Origin of the sequence: Leifsonia sp. PS1209 (genome assembly GCF_012317045.1) — a bacterium.
Lineage (GTDB): Bacteria > Actinomycetota > Actinomycetes > Actinomycetales > Microbacteriaceae > Leifsonia.
In genome coordinates, this window is sequence record NZ_CP051154.1 from 299,035 (window position 1) to 325,003 (window position 25,969).

General features: G+C 68.0%; 28 protein-coding genes and 1 tRNA gene. 24 read left to right on the forward strand and 5 right to left on the reverse strand.

Going from position 1 to position 25,969, the window contains the following annotated elements; translation table 11 throughout:
* The first annotated feature begins 61 nt into the window (after nt 1–61).
* The 4 genes from HF024_RS01505 to HF024_RS01520 all read left to right on the forward strand — a co-directional run bounded on the left by HF024_RS01505 (nt 62) and on the right by HF024_RS01520 (nt 3,886).
* The gene (locus HF024_RS01505) at nt 62–898 is read left to right on the forward strand and encodes a M15 family metallopeptidase (protein ID WP_168690718.1); all 837 of its coding nucleotides are present in this window, start codon (nt 62–64) and stop codon (nt 896–898) included.
* A 160-nt stretch (nt 899–1,058) separates the two neighbouring features.
* Nucleotides 1,059–1,274, forward strand: a complete 216-nt coding sequence (locus HF024_RS01510; protein WP_085369643.1) for a hypothetical protein — start codon at nt 1,059–1,061, stop codon at nt 1,272–1,274.
* Nucleotides 1,244–1,648 (forward strand): hypothetical protein, encoded by a 405-nt coding sequence (locus HF024_RS01515; RefSeq protein WP_168688407.1) that lies wholly within the window; start codon nt 1,244–1,246, stop codon nt 1,646–1,648. The genes HF024_RS01510 and HF024_RS01515 overlap by 31 nt, the downstream gene beginning before the upstream one ends.
* A gap of 147 nt (nt 1,649–1,795) precedes the next feature.
* A complete protein-coding gene (locus HF024_RS01520; RefSeq protein ID WP_168688408.1) occupies nt 1,796–3,886 on the forward strand; it encodes a sigma-70 family RNA polymerase sigma factor in 2,091 nt (696 codons plus the stop codon).
* Between the two features lie 112 nt (nt 3,887–3,998).
* On the opposite strand, the gene HF024_RS01525 is transcribed toward HF024_RS01520, so the two are convergent.
* Complete coding sequence (locus HF024_RS01525) at nt 3,999–5,576, reverse strand: DUF5979 domain-containing protein (protein WP_168688409.1); 1,578 nt, start codon at nt 5,574–5,576, stop codon at nt 3,999–4,001.
* Nucleotides 5,577–5,715: 139 nt separating this feature from the next.
* Complete coding sequence (pgm, locus tag HF024_RS01530) at nt 5,716–7,338, reverse strand: phosphoglucomutase (alpha-D-glucose-1,6-bisphosphate-dependent) (RefSeq protein WP_085369637.1); 1,623 nt, start codon at nt 7,336–7,338, stop codon at nt 5,716–5,718.
* A 98-nt stretch (nt 7,339–7,436) separates the two neighbouring features.
* Here pgm and pheA point away from each other — a divergent pair, with 98 nt between their 5' ends.
* The 7 genes from pheA (at nt 7,437) to HF024_RS01565 (ending at nt 12,696) form a co-directional block, all read left to right on the forward strand.
* On the forward strand, nt 7,437–8,438 hold the full coding sequence (gene pheA, locus HF024_RS01535; RefSeq protein ID WP_210723998.1) for a prephenate dehydratase: 1,002 nt from the start codon (nt 7,437–7,439) through the stop codon (nt 8,436–8,438).
* Between the two features lie 44 nt (nt 8,439–8,482).
* The gene (locus HF024_RS01540) at nt 8,483–9,154 is read left to right on the forward strand and encodes a hypothetical protein (RefSeq protein ID WP_168688410.1); all 672 of its coding nucleotides are present in this window, start codon (nt 8,483–8,485) and stop codon (nt 9,152–9,154) included.
* A gap of 154 nt (nt 9,155–9,308) precedes the next feature.
* Complete coding sequence (locus HF024_RS01545; RefSeq protein ID WP_168688411.1) at nt 9,309–9,629, forward strand: hypothetical protein; 321 nt, start codon at nt 9,309–9,311, stop codon at nt 9,627–9,629.
* Nucleotides 9,626–9,940, forward strand: coding sequence for a hypothetical protein (locus HF024_RS01550; RefSeq protein ID WP_168688412.1), 315 nt, complete (start codon nt 9,626–9,628; stop codon nt 9,938–9,940). The genes HF024_RS01545 and HF024_RS01550 overlap by 4 nt, the downstream gene beginning before the upstream one ends.
* A gap of 10 nt (nt 9,941–9,950) precedes the next feature.
* On the forward strand, nt 9,951–10,478 hold the full coding sequence (locus tag HF024_RS01555) for a hypothetical protein (RefSeq protein ID WP_168688413.1): 528 nt from the start codon (nt 9,951–9,953) through the stop codon (nt 10,476–10,478).
* Complete coding sequence (locus HF024_RS01560) at nt 10,475–11,254, forward strand: ABC transporter ATP-binding protein (protein WP_210723999.1); 780 nt, start codon at nt 10,475–10,477, stop codon at nt 11,252–11,254. The genes HF024_RS01555 and HF024_RS01560 overlap by 4 nt, the downstream gene beginning before the upstream one ends.
* Nucleotides 11,251–12,696, forward strand: coding sequence for a hypothetical protein (locus HF024_RS01565; protein ID WP_168688415.1), 1,446 nt, complete (start codon nt 11,251–11,253; stop codon nt 12,694–12,696). The genes HF024_RS01560 and HF024_RS01565 overlap by 4 nt, the downstream gene beginning before the upstream one ends.
* Nucleotides 12,697–12,731: 35 nt before the next feature.
* On the opposite strand, the gene HF024_RS01570 is transcribed toward HF024_RS01565, so the two are convergent.
* On the reverse strand, nt 12,732–13,736 hold the full coding sequence (locus HF024_RS01570; RefSeq protein WP_168688416.1) for a diacylglycerol kinase family protein: 1,005 nt from the start codon (nt 13,734–13,736) through the stop codon (nt 12,732–12,734).
* A gap of 69 nt (nt 13,737–13,805) precedes the next feature.
* Here HF024_RS01570 and serS point away from each other — a divergent pair, with 69 nt between their 5' ends.
* The 5 genes from serS to HF024_RS01595 all read left to right on the forward strand — a co-directional run bounded on the left by serS (nt 13,806) and on the right by HF024_RS01595 (nt 17,828).
* On the forward strand, nt 13,806–15,071 hold the full coding sequence (serS, locus tag HF024_RS01575; protein ID WP_168688417.1) for a serine--tRNA ligase: 1,266 nt from the start codon (nt 13,806–13,808) through the stop codon (nt 15,069–15,071).
* A complete protein-coding gene (locus HF024_RS01580) occupies nt 15,068–15,898 on the forward strand; it encodes an HAD family hydrolase (RefSeq protein WP_085369624.1) in 831 nt (276 codons plus the stop codon). The genes serS and HF024_RS01580 overlap by 4 nt, the downstream gene beginning before the upstream one ends.
* A 113-nt stretch (nt 15,899–16,011) precedes the next feature.
* A complete protein-coding gene (locus tag HF024_RS01585; protein WP_168688418.1) occupies nt 16,012–17,298 on the forward strand; it encodes an LCP family protein in 1,287 nt (428 codons plus the stop codon).
* Between the two features lie 53 nt (nt 17,299–17,351).
* Nucleotides 17,352–17,439 (forward strand) — tRNA-Ser (locus tag HF024_RS01590).
* Nucleotides 17,440–17,621: 182 nt separating this feature from the next.
* Nucleotides 17,622–17,828, forward strand: a complete 207-nt coding sequence (locus tag HF024_RS01595) for a hypothetical protein (RefSeq protein WP_155829060.1) — start codon at nt 17,622–17,624, stop codon at nt 17,826–17,828.
* Here the strand turns inward: HF024_RS01595 and HF024_RS01600 are convergent.
* Together HF024_RS01600 and HF024_RS01605 are read right to left on the reverse strand one after the other, a co-directional pair.
* A complete protein-coding gene (locus HF024_RS01600; protein ID WP_051337012.1) occupies nt 17,784–18,932 on the reverse strand; it encodes a site-specific integrase in 1,149 nt (382 codons plus the stop codon). The two genes, HF024_RS01595 and HF024_RS01600, sit on opposite strands and share 45 nt — an antisense overlap.
* Before the next feature lie 12 nt (nt 18,933–18,944).
* Complete coding sequence (locus tag HF024_RS01605) at nt 18,945–19,526, reverse strand: helix-turn-helix transcriptional regulator (RefSeq protein WP_021763917.1); 582 nt, start codon at nt 19,524–19,526, stop codon at nt 18,945–18,947.
* A 102-nt stretch (nt 19,527–19,628) separates the two neighbouring features.
* Between HF024_RS01605 and HF024_RS01610 the strand changes: the two genes are divergently transcribed.
* The 8 genes from HF024_RS01610 (at nt 19,629) to HF024_RS01650 (ending at nt 25,969) form a co-directional block, all read left to right on the forward strand.
* Nucleotides 19,629–19,826 (forward strand): hypothetical protein, encoded by a 198-nt coding sequence (locus HF024_RS01610; RefSeq protein WP_168688419.1) that lies wholly within the window; start codon nt 19,629–19,631, stop codon nt 19,824–19,826.
* A gap of 479 nt (nt 19,827–20,305) precedes the next feature.
* Nucleotides 20,306–21,055, forward strand: a complete 750-nt coding sequence (locus HF024_RS01620) for a sigma-70 family RNA polymerase sigma factor (protein WP_168688420.1) — start codon at nt 20,306–20,308, stop codon at nt 21,053–21,055.
* Nucleotides 21,052–22,155, forward strand: a complete 1,104-nt coding sequence (locus HF024_RS01625; RefSeq protein ID WP_168688421.1) for a hypothetical protein — start codon at nt 21,052–21,054, stop codon at nt 22,153–22,155. The genes HF024_RS01620 and HF024_RS01625 overlap by 4 nt, the downstream gene beginning before the upstream one ends.
* 88 nt (nt 22,156–22,243) lie before the next feature.
* The gene (locus tag HF024_RS01630) at nt 22,244–22,903 is read left to right on the forward strand and encodes a hypothetical protein (protein ID WP_168688422.1); all 660 of its coding nucleotides are present in this window, start codon (nt 22,244–22,246) and stop codon (nt 22,901–22,903) included.
* Nucleotides 22,904–22,908: 5 nt separating this feature from the next.
* Nucleotides 22,909–23,064 (forward strand): hypothetical protein, encoded by a 156-nt coding sequence (locus HF024_RS01635; RefSeq protein WP_210724000.1) that lies wholly within the window; start codon nt 22,909–22,911, stop codon nt 23,062–23,064.
* Nucleotides 23,061–23,384, forward strand: coding sequence for a hypothetical protein (locus HF024_RS01640; RefSeq protein ID WP_021763920.1), 324 nt, complete (start codon nt 23,061–23,063; stop codon nt 23,382–23,384). Before HF024_RS01635 ends, HF024_RS01640 begins: the two co-directional genes overlap by 4 nt.
* A 5-nt stretch (nt 23,385–23,389) precedes the next feature.
* Entirely contained in the window at nt 23,390–24,433 is a 1,044-nt protein-coding gene (locus HF024_RS01645) for a hypothetical protein (protein WP_168688424.1), read from the forward strand.
* A 3-nt stretch (nt 24,434–24,436) separates the two neighbouring features.
* The gene (locus HF024_RS01650; RefSeq protein ID WP_168688425.1) at nt 24,437–25,969 is read left to right on the forward strand and encodes an SCO6880 family protein; all 1,533 of its coding nucleotides are present in this window, start codon (nt 24,437–24,439) and stop codon (nt 25,967–25,969) included.

Genomic DNA, 25,969 nt, shown 5'->3' on the forward strand with positions numbered 1-25,969 from the left:
CGCGACGCGGCTGGGAGTACCGCTCCGCTGCACCGCGCCGAGATATGCTCATCGCGTGAACATGGGGGAGCTTCGACCGCGTCGTGCCCGCGCGACGGCGGCCGCGCTTCTCGGCGGCGCGCTGATCGTCGTCGCGGCACTCAGTGGATGCGCGACGGGCGGGGCGACGGCGGCCGACCATCCACGGCGCTCCGGCACACCGCACTCGAAGCCGTCGCGCCCGACGGAGGACCCGTCTGCGTCGTCGCGCCCGACGCCGACGGTCACGCCCACGCCGACAGCAGTCGGCTTCGACAAGGCGGCGCAGTCGGTCGACGATCCGGCAAGCACCTGGGTCGTGGCGAACAAGCAACGGGGGCTGAAGCCGCCGGAGTACGTCCCGGGCGACCTGGTCTACCCGGACGTGACGTACGTGAACCGCCAGCCGATGCGGCAGGAGGTGGCGACGGCGCTGGTCGCGATGTTCGCCGCAGGCAAGGCGGAGGCCGGCCTCGAGTTCTCGGTGCAGAGCGCATACCGGTCGTACGAGTCGCAGGTGCGGGTCTACAACGACGACGTGGCACGCAACGGCCAGGCGTACGCGGACACCGACACGGCCAGGCCGGGGCACAGCGAGCACCAGACCGGGCTCGCCGTCGACATCAGCGCCGTCCAGGCGAAATGCTCCCTCGCCGCCTGTTTCGCGCAGACGCCGCAGGGGGAGTGGCTCGCGGCGAACGCCTGGCGGTTCGGCTTCCTGCTGCGGTATCCGGCCGACAAGGTGCCGGTCACCGGGTTCACGTTCGAGCCGTGGCACTTCCGCTACATCGGTGCGCCGCTGGCGGCCCAGCTGCACGCGACCGGCGTGACGACGCTGGAGGAGTTCTTCGGAGTGCCGGGCGGTACGACGTACCAGTGAGGTGCGCCGCGGACGCGAGCTGCTGACCTCGCTGACGAGCTGACGCACGTATTTCTTCGAGCGTGGCGTCATCGAGGCGCACATTCTGCGTCTCTTCTGGTGACGGCGGCCGCACCTGCTGCCCCCGTTACCGAAACCCCCGACTCGATGAAGGCACTCGATGACTATCGCCGACGACGACGCACCATACGTGCTCGGCCAGCAGCGCATGACGCTCGCTGAACTCCGGGCAGAGCTCGAGCGGGTGCCCGCCGGCGCACCCGCGCGCCCTGGTCCGTTCTGGCGGTCGCCGGTGGTGGTGATCGGCGCTGCCGCGGTGATCTCGGTCGGCGCCCTCGTGGCCATGTGGGCGGCCCTCGTCGCTACCTCGGTGTGACCGTGCCGGCCATCGACCATCCGCTGATCGGGGAACTGATCCGCTGGTCCAGGGACGGGAACGTGCTCGTCGGGCTCGCGGGCGGTTACGACGACGACAGAGACAGCATCCTGCTGTTCACCGACGCGCTGCGCGAGGTGAGCATCCTGGTCCCCGCTGTGGAGTGCCGGCGGATGCGCGGCGCCGACCGTTCTTTCGACGCCGAGCGGACGCAGGGCGAGCGCGACGCGTACCATCGTGGGCTGCTGGATGCGCGGACAGCGGTCACGCAGGTCGCCGCTGACCTGGCGATGTCGGGAGACGTGCAGCGCTGCTCCGGTGTCGCGCGCGCGTTCGAAGCGGTGGAGGATCTGGTCCTGGGGCACGGCGATTAGTCCGGCGCAGTGCCGGAGAGAAATATCTGAGAATTCCCCAGCAGTCGCGTCATGTTCCGCGTGCTGGGGACTCTCTCTCGGTTAAGACCAGGTGTCCTCCCGAAGGGGCATCCGGTCGGTCGTCACCTGTTCCCGGAGGTCGAAACCATGCCGAAAGCGCTCTTCAGCGCCCGACGAGCCCTCTCTACCCGTTCTGACGGCGAACTCGTCGAGCTCAGCCGTTCTGGCAATCGCGACGCGTATGCCGAGCTGTGGCGACGCCACGCGTCGGCGGGTCTCGCGGTCGCGCGCTCGCACAGCCCGACACTCGACGCGGACGACCTCGTCTCCGAGTCCTTCGCCCGCATCTTCAAGACGATCGCAGCGGGCGGCGGCCCGACGTCGGGCTTCCGGCCGTACCTGTTCACGACGATCAGGAACACGGCAGCGGGTTGGGGACGCGCGCGCCGCGAGGTGGCGGTCGACGACGCCGACCTCATCGAGGACCCCCGCTTCAGCGAGGAAGCCCAATTGGATGCGCTCAACGGCACGCTCGCGATGTCCGCGTTCCGAACCCTCTCCCCAGAATGGCAAGAGGTGCTCTGGTACACCGAGGTCGAGGGGCTGGCGCCGAGAGAACTCGCCCCGCTTCTCGGCCTGAGCGCGAACTCGGCCGCCGCGCTCGCATACCGCGCCCGCGAGGGCCTCCGCCAGGCCTGGATCCAGGCCCACCTCGCTTCGGTCCCCGCCGACTCCGAGTGCCGCTGGACCATCGACCACCTCGGTGCATACCTCCGCGGCAAGGCGCAGAAGCGCACGCGCACCCGCATCGACGCGCACCTCGACACGTGCGCCGAGTGCAGCCTCGCGGCAGCCGAAGCCACAGACGCCAGCCGTCAGGTCGGCCTCATCCTCCTGCCCCTGACCGCCGGGATCGGCGGAGCCATCGCGTACACGGCGTGGCTCTCCACGGGCGGCGGCGTCGGTGCCGCCTCGGCGGCGACGGCGGCGACGCTGGGGGGTGCCAGTAGTGCTGGTAGCGCAAACACCGCCGGCGCGGCCAGCGCGGGGACCGCATCCGGTCTTCCCGTGCTCGTCGGAGCGGGCCTCGTGCTCTGTGCGGTGGCGGTGGCAGGCTTCGCGCTCACTTCGACGATCTCCTCGACGCCGAGCGACCAGGAGGTCGCGGCGGCGTCCGGTCCCTCCCAGCCCGATGTGCCGCCCGCGACGGCGGCGGTGCCGGCGCCACCCGCACGCCCGGTCGCGCCTGCGCCCACGATTGCTCCCGTCGTCCCTCCCGCGGTGGACCAGGCGGCCACACCGGGGGTCGCAGCTTCTACGCCGCAGGCCGGAGGACAGCCGCGACCCGCGAGCGTTCCGACCGCGCCCGCAAAGCCGAAGCCGACCCCAACCCCCACCCCGACGACCTCGCCGACGACGCCTGCCACTCCCGTGCCGGATGCGCCGGTGATCCTGTCGCCGTCCCCCAGCGCTCCGGTGCTCACCGACGCCGACGTCATCACGGTCTCGGGCACCGCCGTGCCCGGCTCATCGGTGACCGCCGCCGTCGACCGCAGCGTCTTCTCCACCTTCCCGGCGGATGCCACGGGTTCGTGGACGATCCGTATTCCTCTCGCGGCATACTCCGATGGGCGGCACGCTCTGACCTTCGTGCAGAAGACGGCGCAGGGCACGTCGGCCGCCGCGTCGCTGAACGTCACGATCGACCGGACACCCGCTGCTCCGGTCGTCACCGCAGTGGACACGGCGGACGGACGGTACTTCCCGATCCTCAGCGGCACGGCCCAGCCGGGAGCAACCGTGGCGATCTCCGGGCCGGGTGGGGTGGGTCCGGTCAGCCTCGCCGCCGATGCGACCGGCGCGTGGACATCACCACCGGTCACCGGTCTCGCCGCAGGCACGAGCACCCTCACGGTCAGGCAGACGGACCAGGCCCGTCGACAGTCGGCATCGTCGACGGTCGATGTGCAGCTGGTCGCGCCCGCGCTCTCGGTCGATTGCTCCTGGTGGCCCGACCACGGTCCTGCCGTCACGGCCACCGCGACGGGCATCCCCGGCGCCGACATCGAACTGCGAGTGTGGGGCGGCACCGGCTGGACCGCCGCCGCGCTCGACGCCGACGGCCGCTGGTCGGATCGGCACCTGTGGCTGCCGCTGCACGGCTACTTCCTCGGAGAGGTGAGGTACGCGGGCGACGGGCGCGTCGGACCGGCGGCGGAGGCTCACGCGGCCGACTGACCGGCAGTCGCCGCAACGAGCGGCCTCAGCGGAGTGCCCGCTGCGCCACACCACCACACCACGCGGCGCGGGACGGCTGGGATGGGGACCAGCCGCCCCGCGGCTCAGGGCCTCAGCGGCGGGTGGCCGGGCGGCGGACGCGACGGAGGACGAGCATCCCGAGCCCGGCGGCGACGGCCATTGCTGCCGCGATCCCGAGCATCCCGGCCCCGGTCGTGTCGCTTCCGGTGTGCGCGAGAGTGCCGCTCGGGGATGCGGGGCTCCCTGCCACAGGCGCCGCGCCGGACGCCGGGGACGCCGGGGTCGTCGGCGGCACGACCGCCGTCGGCGTCGGCGTGGGCGTCGGCGTCGAGGTCGGCGGCACGGCGGCGTAGTCGTTCGTGATCGTCACGGGGATCGTCGTCGGGGAGTCCTGCGTCACCGCGATGTCGCCCGTGGGGGCGTATGCGACCGAGGTGGCGCCGCGGCTGTCCGTCTCGGTGACCGTGCACTGCGCGCCCACCGGGATGCCGGGGAACGTCTTCGTCTGGCCGGCGGCGATCGCGGCTGTCGCCGGGTATCCGCTGACGGGGGAGCCGCCGGACGTGCAGGTCACCGTCACAGGGAAGGTGCCGGAGGGTGCGCCGCCGTCGCCGGTGACCTGCTTGGTGACCGCGATGCTGCGGAGGGTGATCCCGGATGCTGCGCCGCCCGCTGTGACGTAGTCGACCGACGCCTGCGCGTCGCCGAGGCTGCGGCCGCTTGCGGTGTTCGCGAAGACCGTGCCGTCGGGGATGCCGGCCGGGACGTCGAGCCGGTAGTAGATGGAGTAGACACTGGCCGGGTCCGGCTGGTGCACGGTCAGGGCGAACGACGCGGCTGCGGGCGTGAACGAGAAGGTGCCTGCGCCGGTACCTTCGGCGAGCCTGGTCGCCGAAGCGCCCCAGTCGCCGTTGTTCCAGCCGGCGATCGGCACCCGGTACACCTCGAGCGAGCCGGGGTGCAGCGTGAGGCGGCTGTCGTAGGTATCCGTCAGCTCGACCTCCGATCCTCCGTTCGCGAGGAGGGCGCCCGGCACGCTGACGTTCCAGCCGAGCGTGCCGTCGGCGTTCTGCCAGCCGCCCTTCGTCAGCGTCGTCGGCGCCGGCCAGCCGCCGCCCCCGGTGCCCGGCTGGATGCCGCCGCCCGGCAGCGGGACCGTGATCGTCGCCGTCGACCCAGCACTGAACAGCACGTCGCCGGTCGCGGCCGACGCAGCGGTCGCGTAGAAGTAGAGCGAACCGGCGATGCCGGAGTGGGTGGCGGCGTACGGGCCGACGGTGCAGGTGACGCTCGTCGAGACGACCGCGCAGCTGCCGACGTCCGCGCCGGTCGAGTCCCGCAGTTCGAACTGCGACGAATAGCCGCTCACCGGCGACGGGAACGAGAGCGTGAAGGTGTCGCCCGGCTGCGCGCCGGACGGCAACGCCCACTGAGCGTCGACGCGGAACCGCTGACCCACGGTCAACGGGGTGTCCGGATGCGCGGGATCCGGCGCCTGGATGGTCACGGCGGTGACTGCATCCACCGGCGTGGCCGAAGCGGCCTGAGCGGGTGCGAGCACGAGCGCCGTCGCACCGAGGGCGGCGGCGACGGCCGCCAGCGCCGCGGTGGTGCGAGCAAAGGAAACGCGCGACCGTCGGTTCGCGCGCTGGAACAGCAAGGGAAGCATTTCGGGACTCCAACTCGGGTACGAGAGCCCTGGAGAACGCGGCTCTCGACCTCAGTGAGTTGAAGAATCGTCAATTATGACGGGCCGCCGCCAGCTGGGCGACGGCCCGGAAACACCACCCGGCGAAGCAGTCCCGCCGCTACGCTCCCGCCAGCGCGTCGCCGACGATCCGCTTCGCTTCCTCCTGCACCTCGCGCAGGTTGTCGGAGCCGGCGAACGACTCGGCGTAGATCTTGTAGACGTTCTCGGTGCCGCTCGGCCGCGCGGCGAACCAGGCCGTCGCCGTCTCGACCTTGACGCCACCGAGGGCTGCATCGTTGCCGGGGGCGCGGCTGAGCTTGGCCGTGATCGGCTCGCCCGCCAGCTCGGTGGCCGTGATGGCTTCGCCGTCGAGCTTGGAGAGGGCGGACTTCTCGGCGGGGCTGGCTGGAGCATCCACTCGTTCGTAGACGGGGTCGCCGAACTTCTCGGTGAGCTCCGCGTAGAGCTGGGAGGGGGTCTTGCCGGTCACCGCGCGGATCTCGCTGGCGAGCAGCGCGAGGAGGATGCCGTCTTTGTCCGTGGTCCAGACCGAGCCGTCGAAGCGGAGGAAGCTCGCTCCCGCGCTCTCCTCTCCGCCGAAGCCGACCGAGCCGTCGATGAGGCCGGGCACGAACCACTTGAAGCCCACCGGCACCTCCCACAGCCGGCGGCCGAGCGACTCAGCCACCTTGTCGATGATGGAGGAGGAGACGAGGGTCTTTCCGACCGCTGCGTCTTTCCGCCACTCGGTACGCGTGCGATAGAGATAGTCGATGGCCACCGCGAGGTAGTGGTTGGGGTTCATCAGGCCGCCGTCCGGCGTGACGATGCCGTGCCGGTCGGCGTCGGCGTCGTTGCCGGTGAGGATGTCGTAGTCGTCTTTGTGCGCGAGCACCGACGCCATCGCCGACGGGCTGGACGGGTCCATCCTGATCTTGGAGTCCCAGTCGAGCGTCATGAAGCTCCAGGTGGGGTCGACCGTGGGGTTCACGACCGTGAGGTCGAGGCCGTACCGTTCCGCGATGGCTGCCCAGTAGTTGACGCTCGCGCCGCCGAGCGGGTCTGCGCCGATGTGGATGCCGCTGTCGCGGATGGCCTTCACGTCGATGATGTTCTCGAGGTCGTCGACGTACGTTCCGCGGAAGTCGTACGTCTCCACCGCGCTCGGCTCGCTCATCCGGACGCCGCGGAGGTCGTCGGCGATCAGCTCGTTGGCGCGGTTGGCGATCCAGCTCGTGGCGTCTGTGTCTGCCGGGCCGCCGTGCGGCGGGTTGTACTTGAAGCCGCCGTCGGCCGGCGGGTTGTGGCTCGGGGTGACCACGATGCCGTCTGCCTGGTCGTCGTGACCGGCGCGGTTGTAGCGCAGGATCGCGTGCGACAGGGCGGGCGTGGGCACCCAGTCGTCGAACTCGTCGACCAGCACGCGCACCTCGTTGCCGACCAGGACCGCGAGAGCGGTGGTCATCGCGTACTCGCTCAGCGCGTGCGTGTCCGCGCCGAGGAATAGCGGTCCGGTGATGCCCTGCGACGCCCGGTACTCCACGATCGCCTGCGTGGTGGCGGCGATGTGGTTCTCGTTGAACGCCGTGTTCAGCGAACTGCCGCGGTGACCGGACGTGCCGAACACCACTCTCTGCTCCGGGATGCTCACATCCGGCTTGAGGTCGTAGTACGCGCGCCGCAGAGCGTCGATGTCGACCAGGTCGGAGGCTTGGGCTGGGGTGCCGGCTCGTTCGTTCATGGCTCCATACTTCCACTCGGGATGCGCCGCGCCAGAGGGTTACGTCAGGTTGTGGAGAACTTCATCCTGTGCAGAGGGGGTTGGCTAAGCTGATCGCCATGCCTGAAGCCGCCGAGCCCACCGCCGAACTGCCCGCGTCCGTCGACGAGGTCTACAGCTTCCTGGGCCCGTCCGGCACGTTCACCGAGGCGGCGCTCGCGCAGGTCCCCGAAGCGCGCGGCAAGCACTGGCGCTCGGTCAACAACGTGGGGGAGGCGCTCGCGGACGTGGTCTCCGGCCGCAGCGTCGCAGCGATGATCGCGATCGAGAACTCGATCGAGGGCGGCGTCTCCGTCGCTCAGGATGCGCTGGCCACCGTGCCCGGCCTCCGCATCGTCGGCGAATACCTCGTCCCGGTCAACTTCGTGCTCGTGGCCCGCCCGGGAACGACGCTCGCCGACGTGAAGACGATCAACGCGCATCCCGTGGCGTACGCGCAGTGCCACCTGTGGCTCGACGAGCACCTGCCGGAGCACGGTCACCTGCCGGCGTCCAGCAACGTCGCCGCGGCCGCCTCCCTCTTCGAGGGCAGCACGGCGGACGCGGCCATCGCGCCCCCCGGCATCGTCGACCACCACGACGTCGAGGTGCTCGCCGAGAACATCGGAGACAACCCGAACGCGGTCACCCGGTTCGTCCTCGTCAGCACGGAGCGCAGCGTCCCGGCCCCGACCGGCGCGGACAAGACCAGCCTCATCGCCGAACTCCCCGACGACCGCCCGGGCTCCCTGCTCGACCTGCTCGAACAGTTCTCCACCAGGGGCATCAACCTGAGCCTCATCGAGTCGCGGCCGATCGGCGACGCCCTCGGCCGCTACCGCTTCGTGATCGACGCCGACGGACACATCCACGACGAGCGGGTGGCGGATGCGCTGCTCGGCCTGCGCAGGTTCAGCCCGGCCGTGATCTTCCTCGGCTCGTACCCGCGTGCCGACAAGGTCTCCGTCGACTACGACCGCCGATACCGCGACGAGGTGTTCACCGAGGCGCGCGACTGGCTGGCGTCGCTCACGGCGCCCAGGGACACCGACGCCGGCGCCGGCGCGGGCCACCAGGGGTAGGCTGCGAGCCAGAACCGTTCCGAGTCCCGAGCGAGGAGCACACGATGGCCGTGGACGAAGCGAACCGCGAGACCGCCGACCGCGGCGATTTCGACCCGCGCTACGACCCGGCCTTCCAGCGCGGGTACCAGCCCAAGCCAGGGGAGCGACCCACGACCAGGATGCGGGATGCGGCTGCGACCGCCGCGTTCCAGCGCCCTGCACCGCGGGCGGTCGACCCGGTGGAGCGGGCGGATCGGGCCGATCGGGCCGAACCTTCCGCGGACGCTGAGTACGACGTCGTGGAGGCGGAGGTGGAGGCGGAGGCGGAGCCATACGCGCCCCCGACCGGCGCGGCCCCCACTCCGGCCGCGGCCCCCGCCCTCACCGCCGCTCCAGCCCTCGCGTATCCCGCCCGCGGCGGCGTCCTCGCCACGGTCGACTTCTCCCCCCGCCGCAACCGCGCCGTCCTCACCCTCTGGCTGGTCGGCGGCGGCCTGGTGGCGCTCGGCATCCTGCTCTACGTGATGTCGGTCTTCACCTCGTACACCAACCCCACGTCGGGCGCCGATGTCACCGGCCTCGTCTTCAGCCAGCTGGGCTGGATGCTCGCCGGCCCGCTGATCACGGTCGGCCTCGCGACCCTGGTGGTGTTGCTCGCGCTGACCCTGCTCTCCGGGCGGCCTGCGCTTGAGCCTGTCGCTGAGGCGACGCACGGACCGGAACAGTCGGACTGATCGGCTCGAGTCGCCTCCTGGTGAGGCGGCCCCCGCGTTCCTTATAGATGCAATAACAACATTGCAGCGGACGCGGGCAGACCGTACCTTCTTTGAAAGGCCAGGTTCCAGATACAAAATGTATCATCTGGCGTTTGGATTCAAAGGAGTTCCGATGTCAATCACTCTCGACCGCCAGCAGGTCTCCCTCTCCAGAAGGCGAGAGGCGGTCCTCGAACTGGCCTCGCGCGTTGCGACGAGCGATCCGCTGGGCGCGCTGGCGTCGCGGCGGGCAGCGCTCGCTGAACGGCGCGCCGGTGGCGTAGCGAACGGGGTGGCGCCGGTCGTGGCGTTCATCGTCCTTGTCGCCGTGCTCGCGTTGCTCGCTGCTGCCATCAGCATCGCCGTTCTCATCTTCTGCTCGCAGAAGGGCATGAATTTCGAGTGGTACGTCCACACCAGCTGGTTCGAAGTGAAGGTCGCCTGCAAGAAATGACAGTTCTCGGTGATCAGCTGAGTTCCGCGCCGTCGTCCACCAAGCGCGGCGCCCTCGTGGCTGGTGCGATCGGTCTGGTGACCGGGCTCGTCGTGGGTGCCGTCGGCACCGCGATCGCGGTCGGCTGGGCGATCTTCAACGCTGTCGACTCCCAGGCGTCGGCACACGTGCCGCTGGTGATCGACGTCGCCGTGGTCGATGGCACCGTGCGCGCAGAGTCGGGGGACGGTCTTGTCGTTCCCGCGTTGGTGTGTGCCGTGGTGGGGGCATCGATCGGTGTCGCGATCTGGGCACTTCGACGTCGTCGATGATGGCTCAGCCGTGATGGTTCAGCCGCGGGCGTTCCGGCTCGCGGTCAGCGCGTCGTGGCGGTTCAGTCTGCTCTGCCTGGCGACGCTGGCCATCGTGGGCGGACCGGGCATCGTGCTCCTCGGCGCGATGTTCGGACCGCCCGTGGCGTACAGCGGTTTCGCGTCGATCGTGCTCTTTCCTCTGTCGATCCTCGTGCACGAGTACGGTCATGCGCTACCCGCCATACGGTCGATCAGGCTGCTCCACTCGCGAAGCGGGACCGACCGCGTCGAAGCGCACGGCGACTGGTTCTCCGCCGAGATCAGGCGACCGCGTTTCGCCCCGCGCAGGGATGCGCTCATCACGATGTGCGGGCCGGCGGCCGGAGCATCCGTCGGCGTGATCGTCATCGGAATCGCCTTGCTCTGCATCGAGGAGCCGAGCCCGCTCGCACTGCTCTTCTCTGTCCCCTTTGTCAGCCACCTTGCGGCGCTCACCCCATTCAGCAAGGACGGGCGTGCCCTTCTGGACGCGTTCCAACGGAAGGAAAACACATGAGCAACCATCCGGGCCTGATCGTCCGTGACCTGGTCGTGGGCTACGGGCGTCGACCGGCCGTGCTGAACGGCATCGATGCAGACATCGAGCCGGGCACGATGGTGTCCATGCTCGGGCCGAACGGCTCGGGCAAATCAACCCTCCTGCACGCGCTCCTCGGCCTCATTCCCGTGCGACAGGGAAGCGTGCGGCTGCGAGGTGAGCCGCTCACAGCGGTCCAGCGCACGCACGTCGGCTTCTGTGCAGACGATCTTCCGCTGCCGAGCCTGCTCACCGGCCGCGAGTTCCTGCGCTTCTCGGCCGTTGCGCGCGAGGTCGAACTCTCCGACGGCGATGTGGCGAACCTGTTCGAAGCAACGAACATGGCCGGTTCGGAGACCCGGATGATCCGCGAGTACAGCCACGGGATGAAGCGCAAGCTGATGCTGCTCGCCAACATCCTGCACTCACCGAGCCTCCTGATCCTCGACGAACCATTCCGGGGCCTCGACCCGGAAGCGCAGGTGGTGATGCGCACCGTTCTGAACGCGGCCGCCGAGCGGGGAAGCATCGTTCTCATTTCGACGCACGACCTTGCGGTCGCGGCGCGGATCAGCGACAACGTTCTGGTTCTCGACCGAGGACGTATCCGATTCCTGGGCGCGTTCAGCGAGAGCGCGACAGGTTCTGCCGACCTCGCCGACACCTTCGCGGGTATCGTCAATTCGGACGACCGGCACGCGATGAGATCCGAGCAGCTGTTCAGCACCCTCGACGGCATCCGGACGCGCCGATGACCGTTCTCCCGATCCTTGCTCGCGCGCACGTCGCGTCGACGCGCAATCACCTCACGGCCCAACTCGGCGGCGTCGTTCAGCGCAACGTCGTCCTGGCGGCGGGCGCGATCCTGCTCCTCGCCTACAACTCCGGGGTGTACGTGTGGAGTTCCAGCCTGCTGGGCGGCCTGATCGACGATCCGGCGGCGGCAGCGACCATCGTGCCGGTGCTGCCGATCATCCTCACGCTGCCCGCGTACGGCATTGCTTTGATCCTCACGATGCTCCTGCCCGTCGAGTCCCCGCTCGCCTTGCAGGCGAGGCTGTTGGGTGCCTCGCGCTGGTACTGCGCCGTGTCCGAGTTCCTCCCCATCGCCGGCGCCGTCGCTGTCGCTGCCGCCCTCGGGCTGAGCGGATCGTTCGTGTTCCTGGCCGGCATCAGCGCGGTTCCCGTCGCGACGTTCCTCTCGCTCATGCTTCTCGCTGTCGCCTTCGGCTTCCTGTGCCAGGTCGTCACCCTTGCTGTCGAGCGCGTTCTCGGACTTCTCCGGGTGCCGCCGCGCGAGCGACGGTTGTGGGGAGTCATCGTCGCAGCGCTCGGGATGTCCTTCGTCGCTGTCGACCTCGTCCGATGGGCGGCCGACGGTGGTCGTCCCCGCGGGTTCTCCCTGGTGGCGTCCATCACCGGCTGGTGGGGTGGGATGCTGCCTCAGAGCTGGCTCGCCGTGCTGGCCCTGGCGGGGCTGTCCACACTACTGCTGGTGCTCGGGGCCGCTCTGAGCTCGTCGGACCCGGCGGGAGGCTATTTGCGTGCGGGCACCGTCGCCGTGCGGGTTCCGGCACTGCGTTCGTTCGGCGGCCAGCTCGTCGTCACGGAGCTGGCGACGTGGATGCGCGACTCCACATCGCGTGTCTCGTTCGGCGCCATGATCGCCATCGATGCCGGGCTGGTCGTCGCAGCGCGGAGTCACATGCTCGATCCGGGCATCGTGCTCCTGTTTCTCGTCCTGGTCTCTGCGACCGGGGGAGAACTGATCATCGGGCGCTCACGCGACATCAACTGGACGCTGCGTGCGATCGGGATGCGCGACGCGTCCGTCCTCTGGTTGCGCGTCGGTGTCGTCGGTGTCGCGTTGACCGCCGTCTTCACGGCGGCCATGTTCGCCACCGGGCTCATCGACAACGATCCGATGCGCATCGCGGAGGCGTATTCGCTGTTCTTCGCGATCTTCGCGATCGCCACGCTGGCCGGCGCGGTGATCCCGTTCGACGAGCGGGCCGCGCTCGGGATGTTCGCGACCTCGGCGCTCTCGATCGTTCTGGAGATCGTCGTCATCGTCATGGTCACCACGATTCTGCAACTCACCGGATTCGCGCTCGTCGCTGCGGATCTGACAGTGGCGGCCGTGTGCGGGGCGTTGACCTGGGCGGCGTTCGCGCGCAGTAGATCGGCGGGTCCGTAAGGGTCCGGGGCAGTTCACCGAGGAGGCGTGAACCCTCAGGCGGGCACCCGCACGCGCAGCGCGCCAGGGTCGACCGTCAGCCCCACCGCGACCACGTCGCCGAAGCCGTCGCCGTCGAGCTCGAACGGCTCGGGCCGCTCGACCGTCAGCCGCACGGATTCGCCGCGCAGGTAGGTCAGCTCGGTGCGGATCGCCCTGTCGGTGAACCGGATGATCTTCCTGCCGACGGCGCTGCGGCGCAGCACCCGGTTCTCCCAGCTGACCTTGCGCCAGATCAGCAGCCAGCCGAACAGCGAGCGGGGCTGCAGCACGGCGATGTCGAGCGCGCCGTCGTCGACGGACGCATCCGGGATCAGCTCGATGTTCCCCGGCAGGCTGCCGCAGTTCGCCACCAGGATCGTGCTCACCTGCGCCGTGCGGGTCGTCCCGGCGTCGAGCGTGTAGTGCACGCGCACCTTCTGGGCTTTCGGGAGGGCACGGAAGCCCGCATCCACGTATGCCAGCCAGCCGAGGCGGCGTTTCAGCCGGGGGCGGGTGTTGGCGATCATGGTGGCGTCGATGCCGAGCCCGGCCATGACCAGGAACGCGTGCTCGTGGATGCCGCCGTCCTTCGCCGTGATGGAGGCGATGCCCAGGTCGATCTGCCGGGTGGCCCCGCCGAAGGCGACGGTGCAGGCGTCGTCGAGCCGCGCGAACGGCACGCCGACGTTGCGGGCGAGCAGGTTTCCCGTGCCGGAGGGGACGATCGCGAGGTCGGCGTCCCTGTCGCGGAGGGCTTCCGCGACGGCGCGCACCGTCCCGTCTCCGCCCGCGGCCAGGATGAGCGTCGCTCCGGCGGCCAGCGCATCCCTGGTCTGCTGCTGACCGGCTCCGCCCGCGCCCGCGCCGTCGTCGGCCGTCGTCTCGAACCAGAGGATGTCCCGCACCCCTGCGCTCGCCGCCGCCGTCGCGACCGCCGCCTTCAGCCGCGTGATGTCGACTTTGATCGGGTTGTAGACGACGGCGGCCGTCGTCGCCGCCCCCGCTCGCCGATCGTTCACGAAGCTCACGCTACCTGTTTCCACAGGGAACGCCCGGACCGGGCGCCGTCGCCTCGATAAGCTGAACCCGTGATCGATCCAGTTCTTCTCCGTGAGCACCCCGACGTCATCAAGCGTTCGCAGGAGGCCAGGGGCGACTCCGTCGAGGTCGTCGACGAGGCGCTGCAGGCCGACAAGGAGCGCCGCGCGGCCATCTCCGCCTTCGAGGAGCTGCGCGCGGAGCAGAACGCCTTCGGCAAGAAGGTGGCCGCTGCTCCCAAGGAGGAGAAGAAGGAACTGGTCGCGCAGGCGCAGAGCCTCGCCGGCAGGGTCAAGGAGGCGCAGGCGGCGGCGAACGACGCAGAGAAGCGCTTCGATGAGGTGCTCCGCCGCATCGGCAACCCGATCATCGATGGCGTCCCGTCCGGTGGGGAAGACGACTACGTGCTCGTCAAGACCGTCGGCGAGAAGCCCACCTTCGACTTCGAGCCTCGCGACCACCTGGAGCTCGGCGAACTCCTCGGCGCCATCGACATGGCCCGCGGCGCGAAGGTGTCCGGCGCACGATTCACGTACCTGCGCGGCATCGGTGCGCGCCTCGAACTCGCCATCATGAACATGGCGCTCGACAAGGCGCTCGCCGCCGGATTCATCCCGATGATCACCCCGACGCTGGTCAAGCCGGAGATCATGCAGGGCACCGGCTTCCTCGGCGCTCACGCGGACGAGATCTACTACCTGCCGGCCGACGACCTCTACCTCACCGGCACCAGCGAAGTCGCCCTGGCCGGATACCATTCCGACGAGATCCTGGATGTGACGGAGCCGCTGCGCTACGCCGGATGGTCCACCTGCTACCGCCGTGAGGCGGGCTCGGCGGGCAAGGACACCCGCGGCATCATCCGGGTGCACCAGTTCAACAAGCTGGAGATGTTCGTCTACACGCTCCCCGAGGAGGCGGAGGCGGAGCACGCGCGCCTGCTGCAGTACCAGGAGGAGATGCTGCAGGCCCTCGGCCTCAGCTACCGCGTGATCGACACGGCGGCGGGCGACCTGGGTTCGAGCGCCGCCCGCAAGTTCGACGTCGAGGCGTGGGTGCCCACTCAGGATGCGTACCGCGAGCTGACCTCCACCTCCAACTGCACCACGTTCCAGGCCCGCCGCCTCGACATCCGCTACCGCACGGAGAGCGGCAAGACCACGCCGGTCGCCACGCTGAACGGCACGCTGGCGACCACGCGCTGGATCGTCGCCATCCTCGAGACCCACCAGCAGGAGGACGGCTCGGTGATCGTGCCCGAGGCGCTCCGCCCGTACCTGGGCGGCCTCGAGGTCCTGGAACCGATCGCCCGGTGAGCGCCGCTGACACCGCCACCGACCGCCAGGACGACGGCCGTTTGCTGATCGCGCTCGACGTCGACGGAACGCTGATCCACGAGGACGAGACGATCGGCGCCGCCGTCCTGGATGCGGTCGCCCGCGTCCGCGACGCCGGTCACGAGGTCATGCTCGCCACCGGCCGCAGCTGGGAGACCGCGAGGGGTATCCACCAGAAGTTCGGCTTGACCAGCGAATACGTGGTCTGCGCGAACGGCGCGCTCACGATGAAGCGCGACGAAACCCACGAAGACGGTTACCGCCGCGAGTTCGTGGAGGTGTTCGACCCGACCGAGGTGCTGGAGACCATCCGGCCGTATCTGCCGAGCGGCAGCTTCATGGTCGAGGACGCTGCAGGGTTCCGCCGGTACACCGAGGGCATGACCGACTGGGAGCTGGTGAACGCGGTGCAGGTCTCCTTCGAGGAACTGACCGAGCATCCGGCCACCCGTGTCGTCGTCGTCTCTCCGCAGCACGACGAGGACGAGTTCCTCGACATCGTGGAGCGGATGGGGCTGCACAAGGTCAGCTACGCCATCGGCTGGACGGCATGGCTCGACATCGCGCCGGACGGCGTCAACAAGGCGACGGCGCTGGAGCGCGTTCGGCAGCAGCTGGGCATCCCGCGGGCGCGCGTGGTGGCGGTCGGCGACGGCAGGAACGACATCGACATGCTCACCTGGGCGGCGGACGAGGGGCTCGGCGTTGCCATGGGCCAGGCGCCGGACGAGGTCAAAGCGGTGGCCAACCGGGTCACCGAGCCGGTCGTCGAGGACGGCCTGGCGCGCGTGCTCGACAGCCTCTGATCAGCATTTCCGGCGTGGCTGTCCAGAAGTTTGCCAGGGTGATCTGCAACTCTGGAGGGTAGTGATCACCGGCTTTTCGGTGCACGAATCCCCGAAAACCCGGAAGGAAGTGAATGAGCGAGTTGCCCACCCGCGCCCAGGCGCGTGCGAAAGAAGTATCGGCCGGTCCGAGCATCGCACGCCACGGTCGGCTCAAGCAGCGTCACCCGTTCCGCTTCCTCCTCGGGATGCTCGCAGCCGTGCTCGCCGTCGTCGGCGTGAGCACAGCATCCGTCGCCGCATACGCGGTGTGGGATGTGGCGAGCGGCCTCAAGCAGTCGGTCAAGCTGGTCGACGCGAAGGGCAAGGAGGTCGTGCCGCAGGTCGGTGCGATGAACGGCGCGTTCAACGTGCTCCTCGCCGGTAGCGACAGCGGTGGCGGCAATGCAGCATACGGCGACCGCGGCGAGGTCCTCAACGACGTGACGATGCTGCTGCACGTCTCGGCGGATCACAAGACAGCGACGGTCATCAGCTTCCCGCGCGACATGTACGTCTCCATCCCGTCCTGCCCGGACCCCAAGGGCGGCAGTTTCGACGCGATGAGCAGGCAGAAGATCAACAACACCCTCAGTTACGGCGGCCTGGCCTGCACGGTGCTCACCGTGCAGAAGCTGACCGGCCTCGACATCCCGTACGCGGGCGTCATCGAGTTCGACGGCGTGATCGAGATGTCCAACGCGGTCGGCGGCGTGCCCGTCTGTGTCGCCGGCGACATCAACGACCCGTACACGGGCCTGGATGTGAAGGCCGGCCAGAACACGCTCGAGGGCTCCCAGGCTCTTGCGTTCCTCCGCACCCGCCACGGCGTCGGCGACGGCTCCGACCTCGGCCGCATCAGCAACCAGCAGGTCTTCCTCTCGTCGCTCGTGCGCACCATCAAGAGCTCGGACACCCTCTCCAACCCGGTGAAGGTCTACGGCCTGGCGAAGGCGGCGACCACCAACATCGAGCTCTCGGAGAGCCTCAACAACGTGACCACCATCGCCTCGATGGCGGCGGCGCTGAAGAACATCGACCTCAACCAGATGGTGTTCGTGCAGTACCCGAACCACTACGACGGCGACGGCGTCTCCCCGACCACCGATGCCGCGGATGCGCTGCTCACCGCGCTGAAGAACGATCAGCCGATCACGCTCACGGGCGACACGGGCGTCGGCTCCGAGGCCGACCCGAACGCTCCGGCGACGGGCACCCCGGCCGGCGGAACCGCCGCAACGCCTCCGCCGGCGACCGGAACGCCGGGCACGCCGACCAGCGACGCTCCGACGCAGTCGTCCTCCGGCGCCGTCGACCTGCCGTCCGACGTCCACGGCCAGACGGCGAACCAGTACACCTGCTCCAAGCCCTTCACCGACTGAGAGCGGCAACCGGTTCCGATAGAATCGGGCGACGCCGGTTCACCCCGGCGCCAGGAGGGCTGTCCGAGCGGCCGATGGAGCCAGTCTTGAAAACTGGTGGGCAGAAATGTCTCGTGGGTTCGAATCCCACGCCCTCCGCCACAGATTATGCGTCTCGATCCCAGTAAATCACTGGGATCGAGCGATTGGCGCCGGACTGGCTCCACTCGATTTGACAACAAACTGACAACAAACGCTGGCGGAAGTCGGTCATCCGGGGCATGTTTGTGTGATCGCGAGCGTCGGAAAGCTCGATTGGCGGCGGCTACCGCTTCAATGTGGACATGATCGATGTCGGCTGGCTTCTCGATACGTGGCGCGCTGCGAAGTGGGAAGCGATCGTCATGATCTGGAACGCGATCGTGGCAGATGTCATTGCCTACCCGTGGTTCGCTCTCGTGCTCGCAATCCTTGTTTTAGGGGCCGGCGTCAAAGGGCTGGGCAAGCTAGCTAAGTACGTTGGCGGCGCTTACTGGTCTTCTCATCACTGAGGACGGACGCTCGGCGAGATGCGATCGTTCGACAGAGCGTCTGGCTGCGCCGTCCAGAGCTTCAGCTACTGCGTCGAGGTCGTCGTCGAAGAGGTCCGCGTAAACGTCCAGCGTCATCGCGGCGGAGGCGTGGCCGAGCATCCTCTGCACCGCCTTCACGTTGGCTCCTGCGCTCACGGCGAGGCTGGCGGCGGTGTGCCGCAGGTCGTGGACGGTCATCGGTTCTAGGCCGGCCCGGTCGAGTGCGCTCTTGAACCACGTCCGTTGCCCGCGTGTCGCGCGCTTCATGTGTTCACCGAACCGGCCGGAAAAGAGCAGGTCGTTCGGCTCCTTGCCTGCAGCTGCGCCGGCCAGCGCGTCGATGAGGAACGCCGGGAACGGTACCGACCTACGCTTGTGGCTCTTCGGAGTTCCGACGATGGTGGCAGGACCGACTTCTACCGCGTTCTCCGAGATGGCGAGTCGGCGACGAGTGAAGTCAACGTCGCGCACGCGGAGGGCGATGACTTCGCCCCAGCGAAGGCCAGTGTAAGCCAGGAGGAGAACGAGGGCTTCGTGTTTGCCGCTCGCGTAGGCGAGGTCGTGAACCTGTTGGTGGGTGAGGTACCGGTGAGCTCGGGGGACCTTGCGCGGCAGTCGCGATCCACGGGCTACGTTGACAGGCACGCGCCGGTCCTTCACGGCGATGTCGAGGATTCCGGCGAGGACACCGAACGCCCGCAAGACAGTCGTAGCCGACCTGCCGGCGCTTAGTGAGGTTACCCATGCCTGGACATCCGAGTGCCGAACATCGCCGACGGGAACTCTTCCCCAGCGTGGCTCGACCTGGAGCCGCCATGCAATCTCGAGCGGGCGGAGTGAGGAAGGCTTGAGGTGCGTCTGGTTCGCCAGCCACTCCACTCCGAGGGATGCGATAGTCACCCTCGCCGCGCTTGCATCGATGTACTCGCCACGGGCCTTGTTCGTCTCGACGGTGGCGAGGTAGAGCTCCGCTTCGCGCTTGGTCTTGAATCCTCGTTTCGTGGTCTGGCGGTGGTCGGGGGTTCGGTACATGACGCGATAGCGTCGGCCCCCGGCAGACTCATATGACAGAACGCTGCCCATTTCGCCCTCCTGTTAGGTCGCAGCCACCTCTTGGATGCCCGCAGAGGTGAGAAGGGCTGCCACTCGCTCCAGCTCGAGCTCGACCAGCTCCAGGCGTGCCTCGACGCTTGCGTCGAGTGTGAGATCAGAGTCTCCGGACGCCGCTCCGACATCGCGAACGATCCGAAGGCGGTCGAACTCGCGTCGAAGGGTGCCGAGCTCGCGGAGTGAACTCAGGACGGAGATGTCCACGCGTTCGGCGGCCCGTCGTGGCCGATACGAACTCGATGGAGTCGCTGAAAGCCAGCAATCGAACTCGGCCGCGGTCATTCCGTCGAAGTCCTCGCCGAGGTTTTGCAGGTCGAGTTGGGAGTCGGGCCGGCCGATGGGCGAGAGCAGCATGCTGATCGGCACGTCGAGGCCGCGCGCGATGTTCAGGAGCTGGCTGACGCTGATGTCGGCCTTCCTGCCCGATTCGATGTTCTCCAGGATTGCGGGGGTGATGTTCCCGCCGGGAATCGCATCTGCCAGGTCGCTCGTCGTGCGAAATCCGCGTTCGCGACGCGCCAACCTGATGCGCGCGCCGATGCTGGTCTCCGATCGAAAGTCTGCCATTTCGACAGCCTATCTCCACCTCTGTTGTCAAGTCACGGATTTCTTGGTATGGTCGTTTCAACAATTGGAAAGCTCCTGAGTTGTCGAAACGGAGGAGATGAGATGACAGGAGAATTCATTCAGCCCGCTGAGGTGGTTGAACTCACCGGGCTGTCGGTCGCAGCGCTCGCCCAACTCCGGTATCACGGGAAGGGCCCGCGCTTCTACAAGCCGACCCCACGCACTGTGCTCTACAAGCGGACGGAGGTGTTGGCATGGGTGGAAGCGAGTGTGCGGACGAAGACCGGAGTGTTCGCCTAACCGAGTCAGCGCCATCTGTCCCGGGGGTCATTCAGGACTTCGTCGACGGGTATCTAGTGCCCGTCGATCCGATGAATGATCTGCAATGCGAGAGTTGTCAGTAGAACACCCGGTTCACCCCGGCGAGCCGCCGACCCGCCACCCCTGTTCGGGGGTAACGTGCGGCACCAAATGGAGCGGTCGATTCTTACCCTCTTCACCGTGACGCTGGCCTCGCTGGGCGAGTCCGGGCGGCGGAGACGCATCGTGGCTGAGACTCCCGAACTTCAGAGTCGAAGTCGCCACTCCACCATCGAATCCGGGAGCGCCGCCCCGAAGCTCATATCCCCGGCGCAGCTCGGAACATCCAACCTTCCTAATCCAAGGCGGGGCTCCTGCGCGCCAATTCGCGCTGACAAAGCCCTGTTCTGACGAGCCGTCCCCGACTCGAACCCGGTCCTTCGCAGTAGCCACTTCCATGCAAGGAAGGTTGTGATCTCGTGGCTGGAGGAACCAAAGTCCGCGCGCGGACAGATGCTCTTCTCACCGAGCTGCTCCGTGAAGTCGACACGTTGCGACCGTACGTCCGCTTCCAATTGCGCGGCTGGCCGAATGAGGTCGACGCCGTCTTACAGCAGGCCCGCGAAACGGTCTGGCACCGATGCTCCACCTTTGACCCGGAGCTGGGGACTCCGCATGCTTTCGCGTTCGGCATCACCCGTCACGTCGTGCTTCGGGAGATCGAGCGGAAGTATCGCCCGATGGACGAAATCACCATCGATGTCAACATCGAGTCCGACTCGGACATCGACCCGCTCGAGACGATGATCCGCCGGTTCGACGCTCACCGCTGGATGGTGTTGGTCGCCGACTACGTCGGCCCATCCGACTGGCATGTGATGAGCGACCTGAGCCTGGCAAACGGTGACGCCGAGCGCGTGGCGGAAACTCATCACCTGTCCAAGCGCAGTGTCCGCACGATCCGCGAGCGGGTGTGCCAGACCGCCCGAACCGTGCTCGCCGCGCTCGCGGCCGCGGACGCGGGACTGCCGATGACCGGTTCGGTGATCGTGTCGTGCGTGCCCGAGATCGGCGGTTTTCGGGAAGTCGCCGAGATGATCGGCGACGACGCAGACACCATCGCCGCCACCCTCCACATCCATCCCGGCTCGGCGCGAGCGCGGATCGCGACCGCCAAGCGATTGCTGATGATCGCCCGGGACGTCCTCGAGTTGGAGGTGGCGGCATGATCAGTGCGGGCGCGGCGGCAGCTCATGCCGTGACGCATCCGAAAACGACTCGGAACCTGCTGATCGTCGCGGCCGTCATCGTGCTGGTCGTCCCTGTCGCTCTCGTCGCCGTGCCGGTGTCGCTAGTGCTCGCGATGGGGGCGAACGGGTTCGGTGGCGGCGGGGGAGTGTGCGGCGGATCCGTCCCGTCGGTCGAGGCGGGTCAGAACGTGGACGGGTACGGGCCTGATCAGTTGAGAATCGCCGCGACGATCATCACTGTCGGCCAGCAGATGAGCGTGCCCCCGCACGGGCAGACGCTCGCGTTGATGGTCGCGATCGGGGAGTCCGGCCTGCGCAACCTGGACCATGGCGACGCAGTGGACAACACCACGATCGGTGTCTTCCAGCAGGGCGCCGGCTATGGCACCCCTGGGGAGCGGATGGACCCGGCGACCGCAGCCGCCGCCTTTTACACACGCATGCTGCACGTCCCGGATTGGCAGGCCCTCGCGCCGACCCTGGTCGCCCACGCGGTCCAGATCAACGCCGACCCGTACCACTACGCCCCGTTCTGGACTCCCGCCGAGCAGGTCCTCGCCGCACTGACGGGAGCGAGCGCCCGTGCGTGTCAGGTGCCGGCAGACGCTGCCGCTGCCGCTGTAGTCCTGGTTGGTGCGATTCAGGCGAAGAAGCTGAATTTCCTCGAACCCCGCTACCAGCAGCAGGTCATCAACATGGCTGACGGTACCGCGACGCCGGATTGCACGATCGACGCGCACGTCCTCCAGCTGATCGTCGTAGCTGTCCAGGCCTTCCAGCAGGTCGGAGTCAGCGACCTCAACCGGCGCTGCACAGGCACAACCCCAGGAGCGGGAACAGCGTCCGCCCATTGGAAGGGCAAGGCTGTCGACTTCTACGCGATCAACCGCCAATCCCTAACCGGCGCCGACCCGCTTTCCGTCCAGCTGATCCACGCCCTGGACCCTTTCGCGCCGCGCGGGTCATCGGTCGGTCAAAGCGACTGCCGGTCCCGTGCGCACATGACGCTCGGTGTGCTCATGAACTTCACCAGCGACTTTCCCGATACCTGCAACCACCAGCACATCCAAGTGCCCTGACCAAACGAGTCTCCCAAATGCGCGCCACAAATCGCTCCGTACCGGAAGTTCTAAGTGAAGGACGCATACGAAACCGAGGTGAACTGAGATGAACAAGAAGCTGATCGCACTCGTTGCCCTCCTTCCATGCCTGGCCCTCGCCGGCTGCGTCGGCACGACGCCAACACGGAACCCGTCGTTCACCACAGTCGCGCCGGCCAAACCAACGCCGACGTCGACGTCCGCACAGGATGCGATGCCGGCGGCATCAGGCATCGTCAGCAGCGTCTGGGTCGACGTCTACCCCGGCACCACCTTCAAGGCCAAGCACGGCTGCCGGTGCACGCTCCCGGACTCGCCTTCCGAGCTCTTCCCGGTCGGAACCCGAGTGCTGTTGCTGAAGGTCACTATGACCGGCAAGTGGATCCCCTCCCAGGGCAACCAGGACTTCCAGGACGTCACCGGCACCACCCTTAAGGGCACCCAGTTCGACGGCCGCCCCGAACTCGCCGTCCTCGACACCGTCGACGGACCCGCCGCCGCCAAAGCCGTTGGCGTGCCCTGGCTGCCCGCGGGGCTCTTCCATGGACAGTCGACTTGGACGGTCCCGAACGAGAAGAGCCGATCGTTCGCCGCCGCCTACTACGTCCCCGCCGGAGTCGACCAACTCGAACTCACCGTGAACATCCCGTCAGAGGGCAAGGCGAACATCCTCACCGTCCCCCTTCCGGCCTCCGCGACCGGCGCAGCCTCCGCGAGCGGGGAGTGACCGTCATGAACCTGATCTTCAACCTGCTCGGCCTGCTGGGCCTGATCTTCATCGCTCTGCTCGGCATCGCCGCCTCCGGCTACCTCGCCGCACGGCGAATGTGCGAAGCACAAGAACCCGAACCGTCGACCGATCCCACGGAAAGGAACCAAGAATCATGAACACCCTCAACGAAGCCCTCGTCACGGTCCACGCACGCATCATTACCGTGGCGGCGGTGCCGAACCCCAGCCCGGACTTCTCCGGGCCCGGCGTCGGGGCCTTGCAGACGATCGCGAACGTCGTGTTCGCCATCGTGCTCATCCTCGGTGTGATCGGCGGCCTGATCGCCGCCGGGTTTATCGTCGTCGGCCACGTCTCCAGCAACGGCCGTGTGCAGAAGGCTGGGATCATCGGCGTGCTCAGCTGCCTCGCCGGGGTTGCAGTCGCCGGCAGCATCGCCGGACTCATCAACTGGGGCCAGTCGCTCCACGTGGCGTGACCATCATGATCGCCACTCTCGCTTCCGCACCGCCGGATCCGTTCGCCCCGAACTATGGCTGCTTTGTCGCCGACTTCGGCTGCCAGGCCTCCCAAACCGTCGCCCAGTTCATGGGGTCCACCATCAAGAACCTCGGCGACTTCATCGCCACGATGATCGCCGGCTCCTTCAACACGAACATCGACCAGGCCAGCTGGAACATCGCCCACTCGCAATTCCTGTTCTGGATCGCCGTCACCGCACCCGTCATCTTGATCGTCGCGCTGGTCCAGATCGGCATCGCGATGATCCTGCAGGACTGGTCGCGCATCGGCCGCACCGCCGCCGGTGCCGCCCTTGCCATCCCGTTCAGCGCGATCTGCGTGTGGGGGATGCAGAAGGCTTCCGGCATCACCGACGACATCACGCACGCGCTTACCACCGCAGTCCAAGGCGGCGACCTGAGCCAAAGCCTGCTCCGGGTCGTCGGCCTCTTCGACGCCCCGAAGCAGATCCACGGCGCCGTCATGAAGACCATGCAGTTCTCCCAGGACGGCGTGATCTGGGGTATGGCCACCCAAGGGGCACAGGGTCCAGGCTCCGTCGGCGAATACGTGATGGCGCTGCTCATCGTCGGCTTGATGATGATCGCCTCGCTGTTCCTGTTCATCGCCATGTCGATCCGCGAGTTCGGGCTCCTGGCGCTGGCCGCGATGGCTCCGGTCGGGCTGATGATGATCGGCCAGCCCAAGCTCACAGCCTGGGCGCAACGCTGGCTGAACCTCTCCGTCGGGTTGCTTATCGCCAAGCCCCTGGCCGCCGGCGTCGTCCTCCTAGCGGTCGAGCTGACCAAAGCCAGCCTCAGTATCGGCGTCATCCTCGTCGCCGCCGGGGCGGTGATCGCCGCCTCGTTCAGCCCGCTCTGGGCGACCAAGCTCGTCTCGTTCGCCGGTGCTGAAGTCGGCACCGCGCTCCACCACCGGTTCTCCGTCCGCGATCAGTTCTCCCGGGCGAGCACCGCCGCCGCACCCGTCCGCACCGCGGCACGAGTCGTCAAGGTTGGGAGATAACTCATGACCACCCTCACCGCCGACCAGATCATCACCGAGGAAGGCGCACCCAGGGTCCGCTTCGCCGCCCGAGAACGCCGAGGGATCTTCCTCGGCCTGACGTTCCTGCAACTGGTCGTAATCGGCGTCGCCGTCGCGGTCCTATTCTCCACCCTCCTCATCGACATCAACGCGATCTGGGTGATGATCCCGATCGTCGCCGTCGTGGTGTTCTTCGCCCTCGCCACCTACCGGCGCGAACCGGTCATCGTGATCGTCGCCCAAGCTACGCGTTACGTGCGTCGCAGTCTGACTGGACAGACGATCTTCCGCCGAGATGTCTGGCTCCGCGTGAGCGTCGCCTCCCTCGACGTCGGGCACGCGCAGGTCGCCGCGGTCACCCCGGTCGTGACCTCCAAGTTCCTCCTCCCCGGCGCGCTCGGGGACGCGCAGATCATCCAGATCCCCGGTGCCGGCGGCTTCATCTACAACGCCCGCGGAAGACTCGCCTCCGTCACCGTCAAGGTCGGATCGAAAGCCTGGGCGCTGCGCGACAAGGGCACCCAGGAGGCCGCGTACGACGGGTTCGTGGAATGGCTCAGCTCGCTGGAGAACCTGCCCGGTGTCCGTGAGACCACCATCCGGATCCGCGTCGACCGGGCGTCCTCGAATGAGTTGCGGGACTACTTGGTCGTTAGGGAGAACGAACACGACCCGCAGGTCACCGCCGAGCTGCGCGAGCAGTATTGGGCGCTGACCCAGGCGGCCTCGAAGCGGTCGATGGGGTTCACGAACTACATCACCCTCACCTTCGACACCGCCGCGCTCAACGGCGCTATCCGCGACGCGGGGAAAGGACTCACCGGCCTTGCCGCCGTGCTCAAGGAGCGGGTCGCCGGCATCGAGACGTCCATGGAGCACGCCCGGCTCACCCCGGCCGGATGGCTGACTTCGGACGAGCTCGACGAGCTGAACGCCCTGTCCGCCGACCCCGTGGCCGCAGCGACGCGACGTGAGCAGGACTCCGGGATCGTATCTGCGCCGTCGCCGGTGATGGGGATCGACGAGGGCTGGGATGCGATGCGGGTGGACGAGTCCTGGCACCAGACCTTTTGGGTCGCCGAGTGGCCGCGCACAGACGTCCGCACCGGATTCCTCGAGCCACTTCTCTATACCGGCGATGCGACCAGGGTGATCACCCTGCAGGTGCGGCCGGTGGCGACTCACAAGGCGCTGGCCCAGCTGAATCGGGCCCAGTCGGACATGGAGACCGCAGCGACGATTCGGATGAAGCTGTCGTCGCGGATTCCGCTGACCCATCTGCGGGAGGAGGAGGACCTCGCGGTGCGGGAGCATGACCTTGTCGACGGGTTCGGCGACGTCCAGTACCGCGGGTTCGTGACGATCTCCGCCGAGTCCAAGGACGCTCTCGCCAAGGCGCGCACTGATATCGAGCAGGCCTCGCATCCGGCACGTCTCGTGCTGGCGTCCATGTCAGGGCAGCAGGCAGCCGGGTTCGTCACCGCGGCACTCCCGGTCCCGCTGGAAGGGGAATGA

Bases quoted from the DNA above. Each gene is read 5' to 3' on its own strand.
- HF024_RS01505 (WP_168690718.1), top strand. From the start codon at position 62: ATGGGGGAGCTTCGACCGCGTCGTGCCCGCGCGACGGCGGCCGCGCTT.
- HF024_RS01510 (WP_085369643.1), top strand. From the start codon at position 1,059: ATGACTATCGCCGACGACGACGCACCATACGTGCTCGGCCAGCAGCGC.
- HF024_RS01520 (WP_168688408.1), top strand. From the start codon at position 1,796: ATGCCGAAAGCGCTCTTCAGCGCCCGACGAGCCCTCTCTACCCGTTCT.
- HF024_RS01525 (WP_168688409.1), bottom strand. From the start codon at position 5,576: ATGCTTCCCTTGCTGTTCCAGCGCGCGAACCGACGGTCGCGCGTTTCC.
- pgm (WP_085369637.1), bottom strand. From the start codon at position 7,338: ATGAACGAACGAGCCGGCACCCCAGCCCAAGCCTCCGACCTGGTCGAC.
- pheA (WP_210723998.1), top strand. From the start codon at position 7,437: ATGCCTGAAGCCGCCGAGCCCACCGCCGAACTGCCCGCGTCCGTCGAC.
- HF024_RS01540 (WP_168688410.1), top strand. From the start codon at position 8,483: ATGGCCGTGGACGAAGCGAACCGCGAGACCGCCGACCGCGGCGATTTC.
- HF024_RS01545 (WP_168688411.1), top strand. From the start codon at position 9,309: ATGTCAATCACTCTCGACCGCCAGCAGGTCTCCCTCTCCAGAAGGCGA.
- HF024_RS01550 (WP_168688412.1), top strand. From the start codon at position 9,626: ATGACAGTTCTCGGTGATCAGCTGAGTTCCGCGCCGTCGTCCACCAAG.
- HF024_RS01560 (WP_210723999.1), top strand. From the start codon at position 10,475: ATGAGCAACCATCCGGGCCTGATCGTCCGTGACCTGGTCGTGGGCTAC.
- HF024_RS01565 (WP_168688415.1), top strand. From the start codon at position 11,251: ATGACCGTTCTCCCGATCCTTGCTCGCGCGCACGTCGCGTCGACGCGC.
- HF024_RS01585 (WP_168688418.1), top strand. From the start codon at position 16,012: ATGAGCGAGTTGCCCACCCGCGCCCAGGCGCGTGCGAAAGAAGTATCG.
- HF024_RS01595 (WP_155829060.1), top strand. From the start codon at position 17,622: ATGATCGATGTCGGCTGGCTTCTCGATACGTGGCGCGCTGCGAAGTGG.
- HF024_RS01600 (WP_051337012.1), bottom strand. From the start codon at position 18,932: ATGGGCAGCGTTCTGTCATATGAGTCTGCCGGGGGCCGACGCTATCGC.
- HF024_RS01605 (WP_021763917.1), bottom strand. From the start codon at position 19,526: ATGGCAGACTTTCGATCGGAGACCAGCATCGGCGCGCGCATCAGGTTG.
- HF024_RS01610 (WP_168688419.1), top strand. From the start codon at position 19,629: ATGACAGGAGAATTCATTCAGCCCGCTGAGGTGGTTGAACTCACCGGG.
- HF024_RS01625 (WP_168688421.1), top strand. From the start codon at position 21,052: ATGATCAGTGCGGGCGCGGCGGCAGCTCATGCCGTGACGCATCCGAAA.
- HF024_RS01630 (WP_168688422.1), top strand. From the start codon at position 22,244: ATGAACAAGAAGCTGATCGCACTCGTTGCCCTCCTTCCATGCCTGGCC.
- HF024_RS01635 (WP_210724000.1), top strand. From the start codon at position 22,909: ATGAACCTGATCTTCAACCTGCTCGGCCTGCTGGGCCTGATCTTCATC.
- HF024_RS01640 (WP_021763920.1), top strand. From the start codon at position 23,061: ATGAACACCCTCAACGAAGCCCTCGTCACGGTCCACGCACGCATCATT.
- HF024_RS01645 (WP_168688424.1), top strand. From the start codon at position 23,390: ATGATCGCCACTCTCGCTTCCGCACCGCCGGATCCGTTCGCCCCGAAC.
- HF024_RS01650 (WP_168688425.1), top strand. From the start codon at position 24,437: ATGACCACCCTCACCGCCGACCAGATCATCACCGAGGAAGGCGCACCC.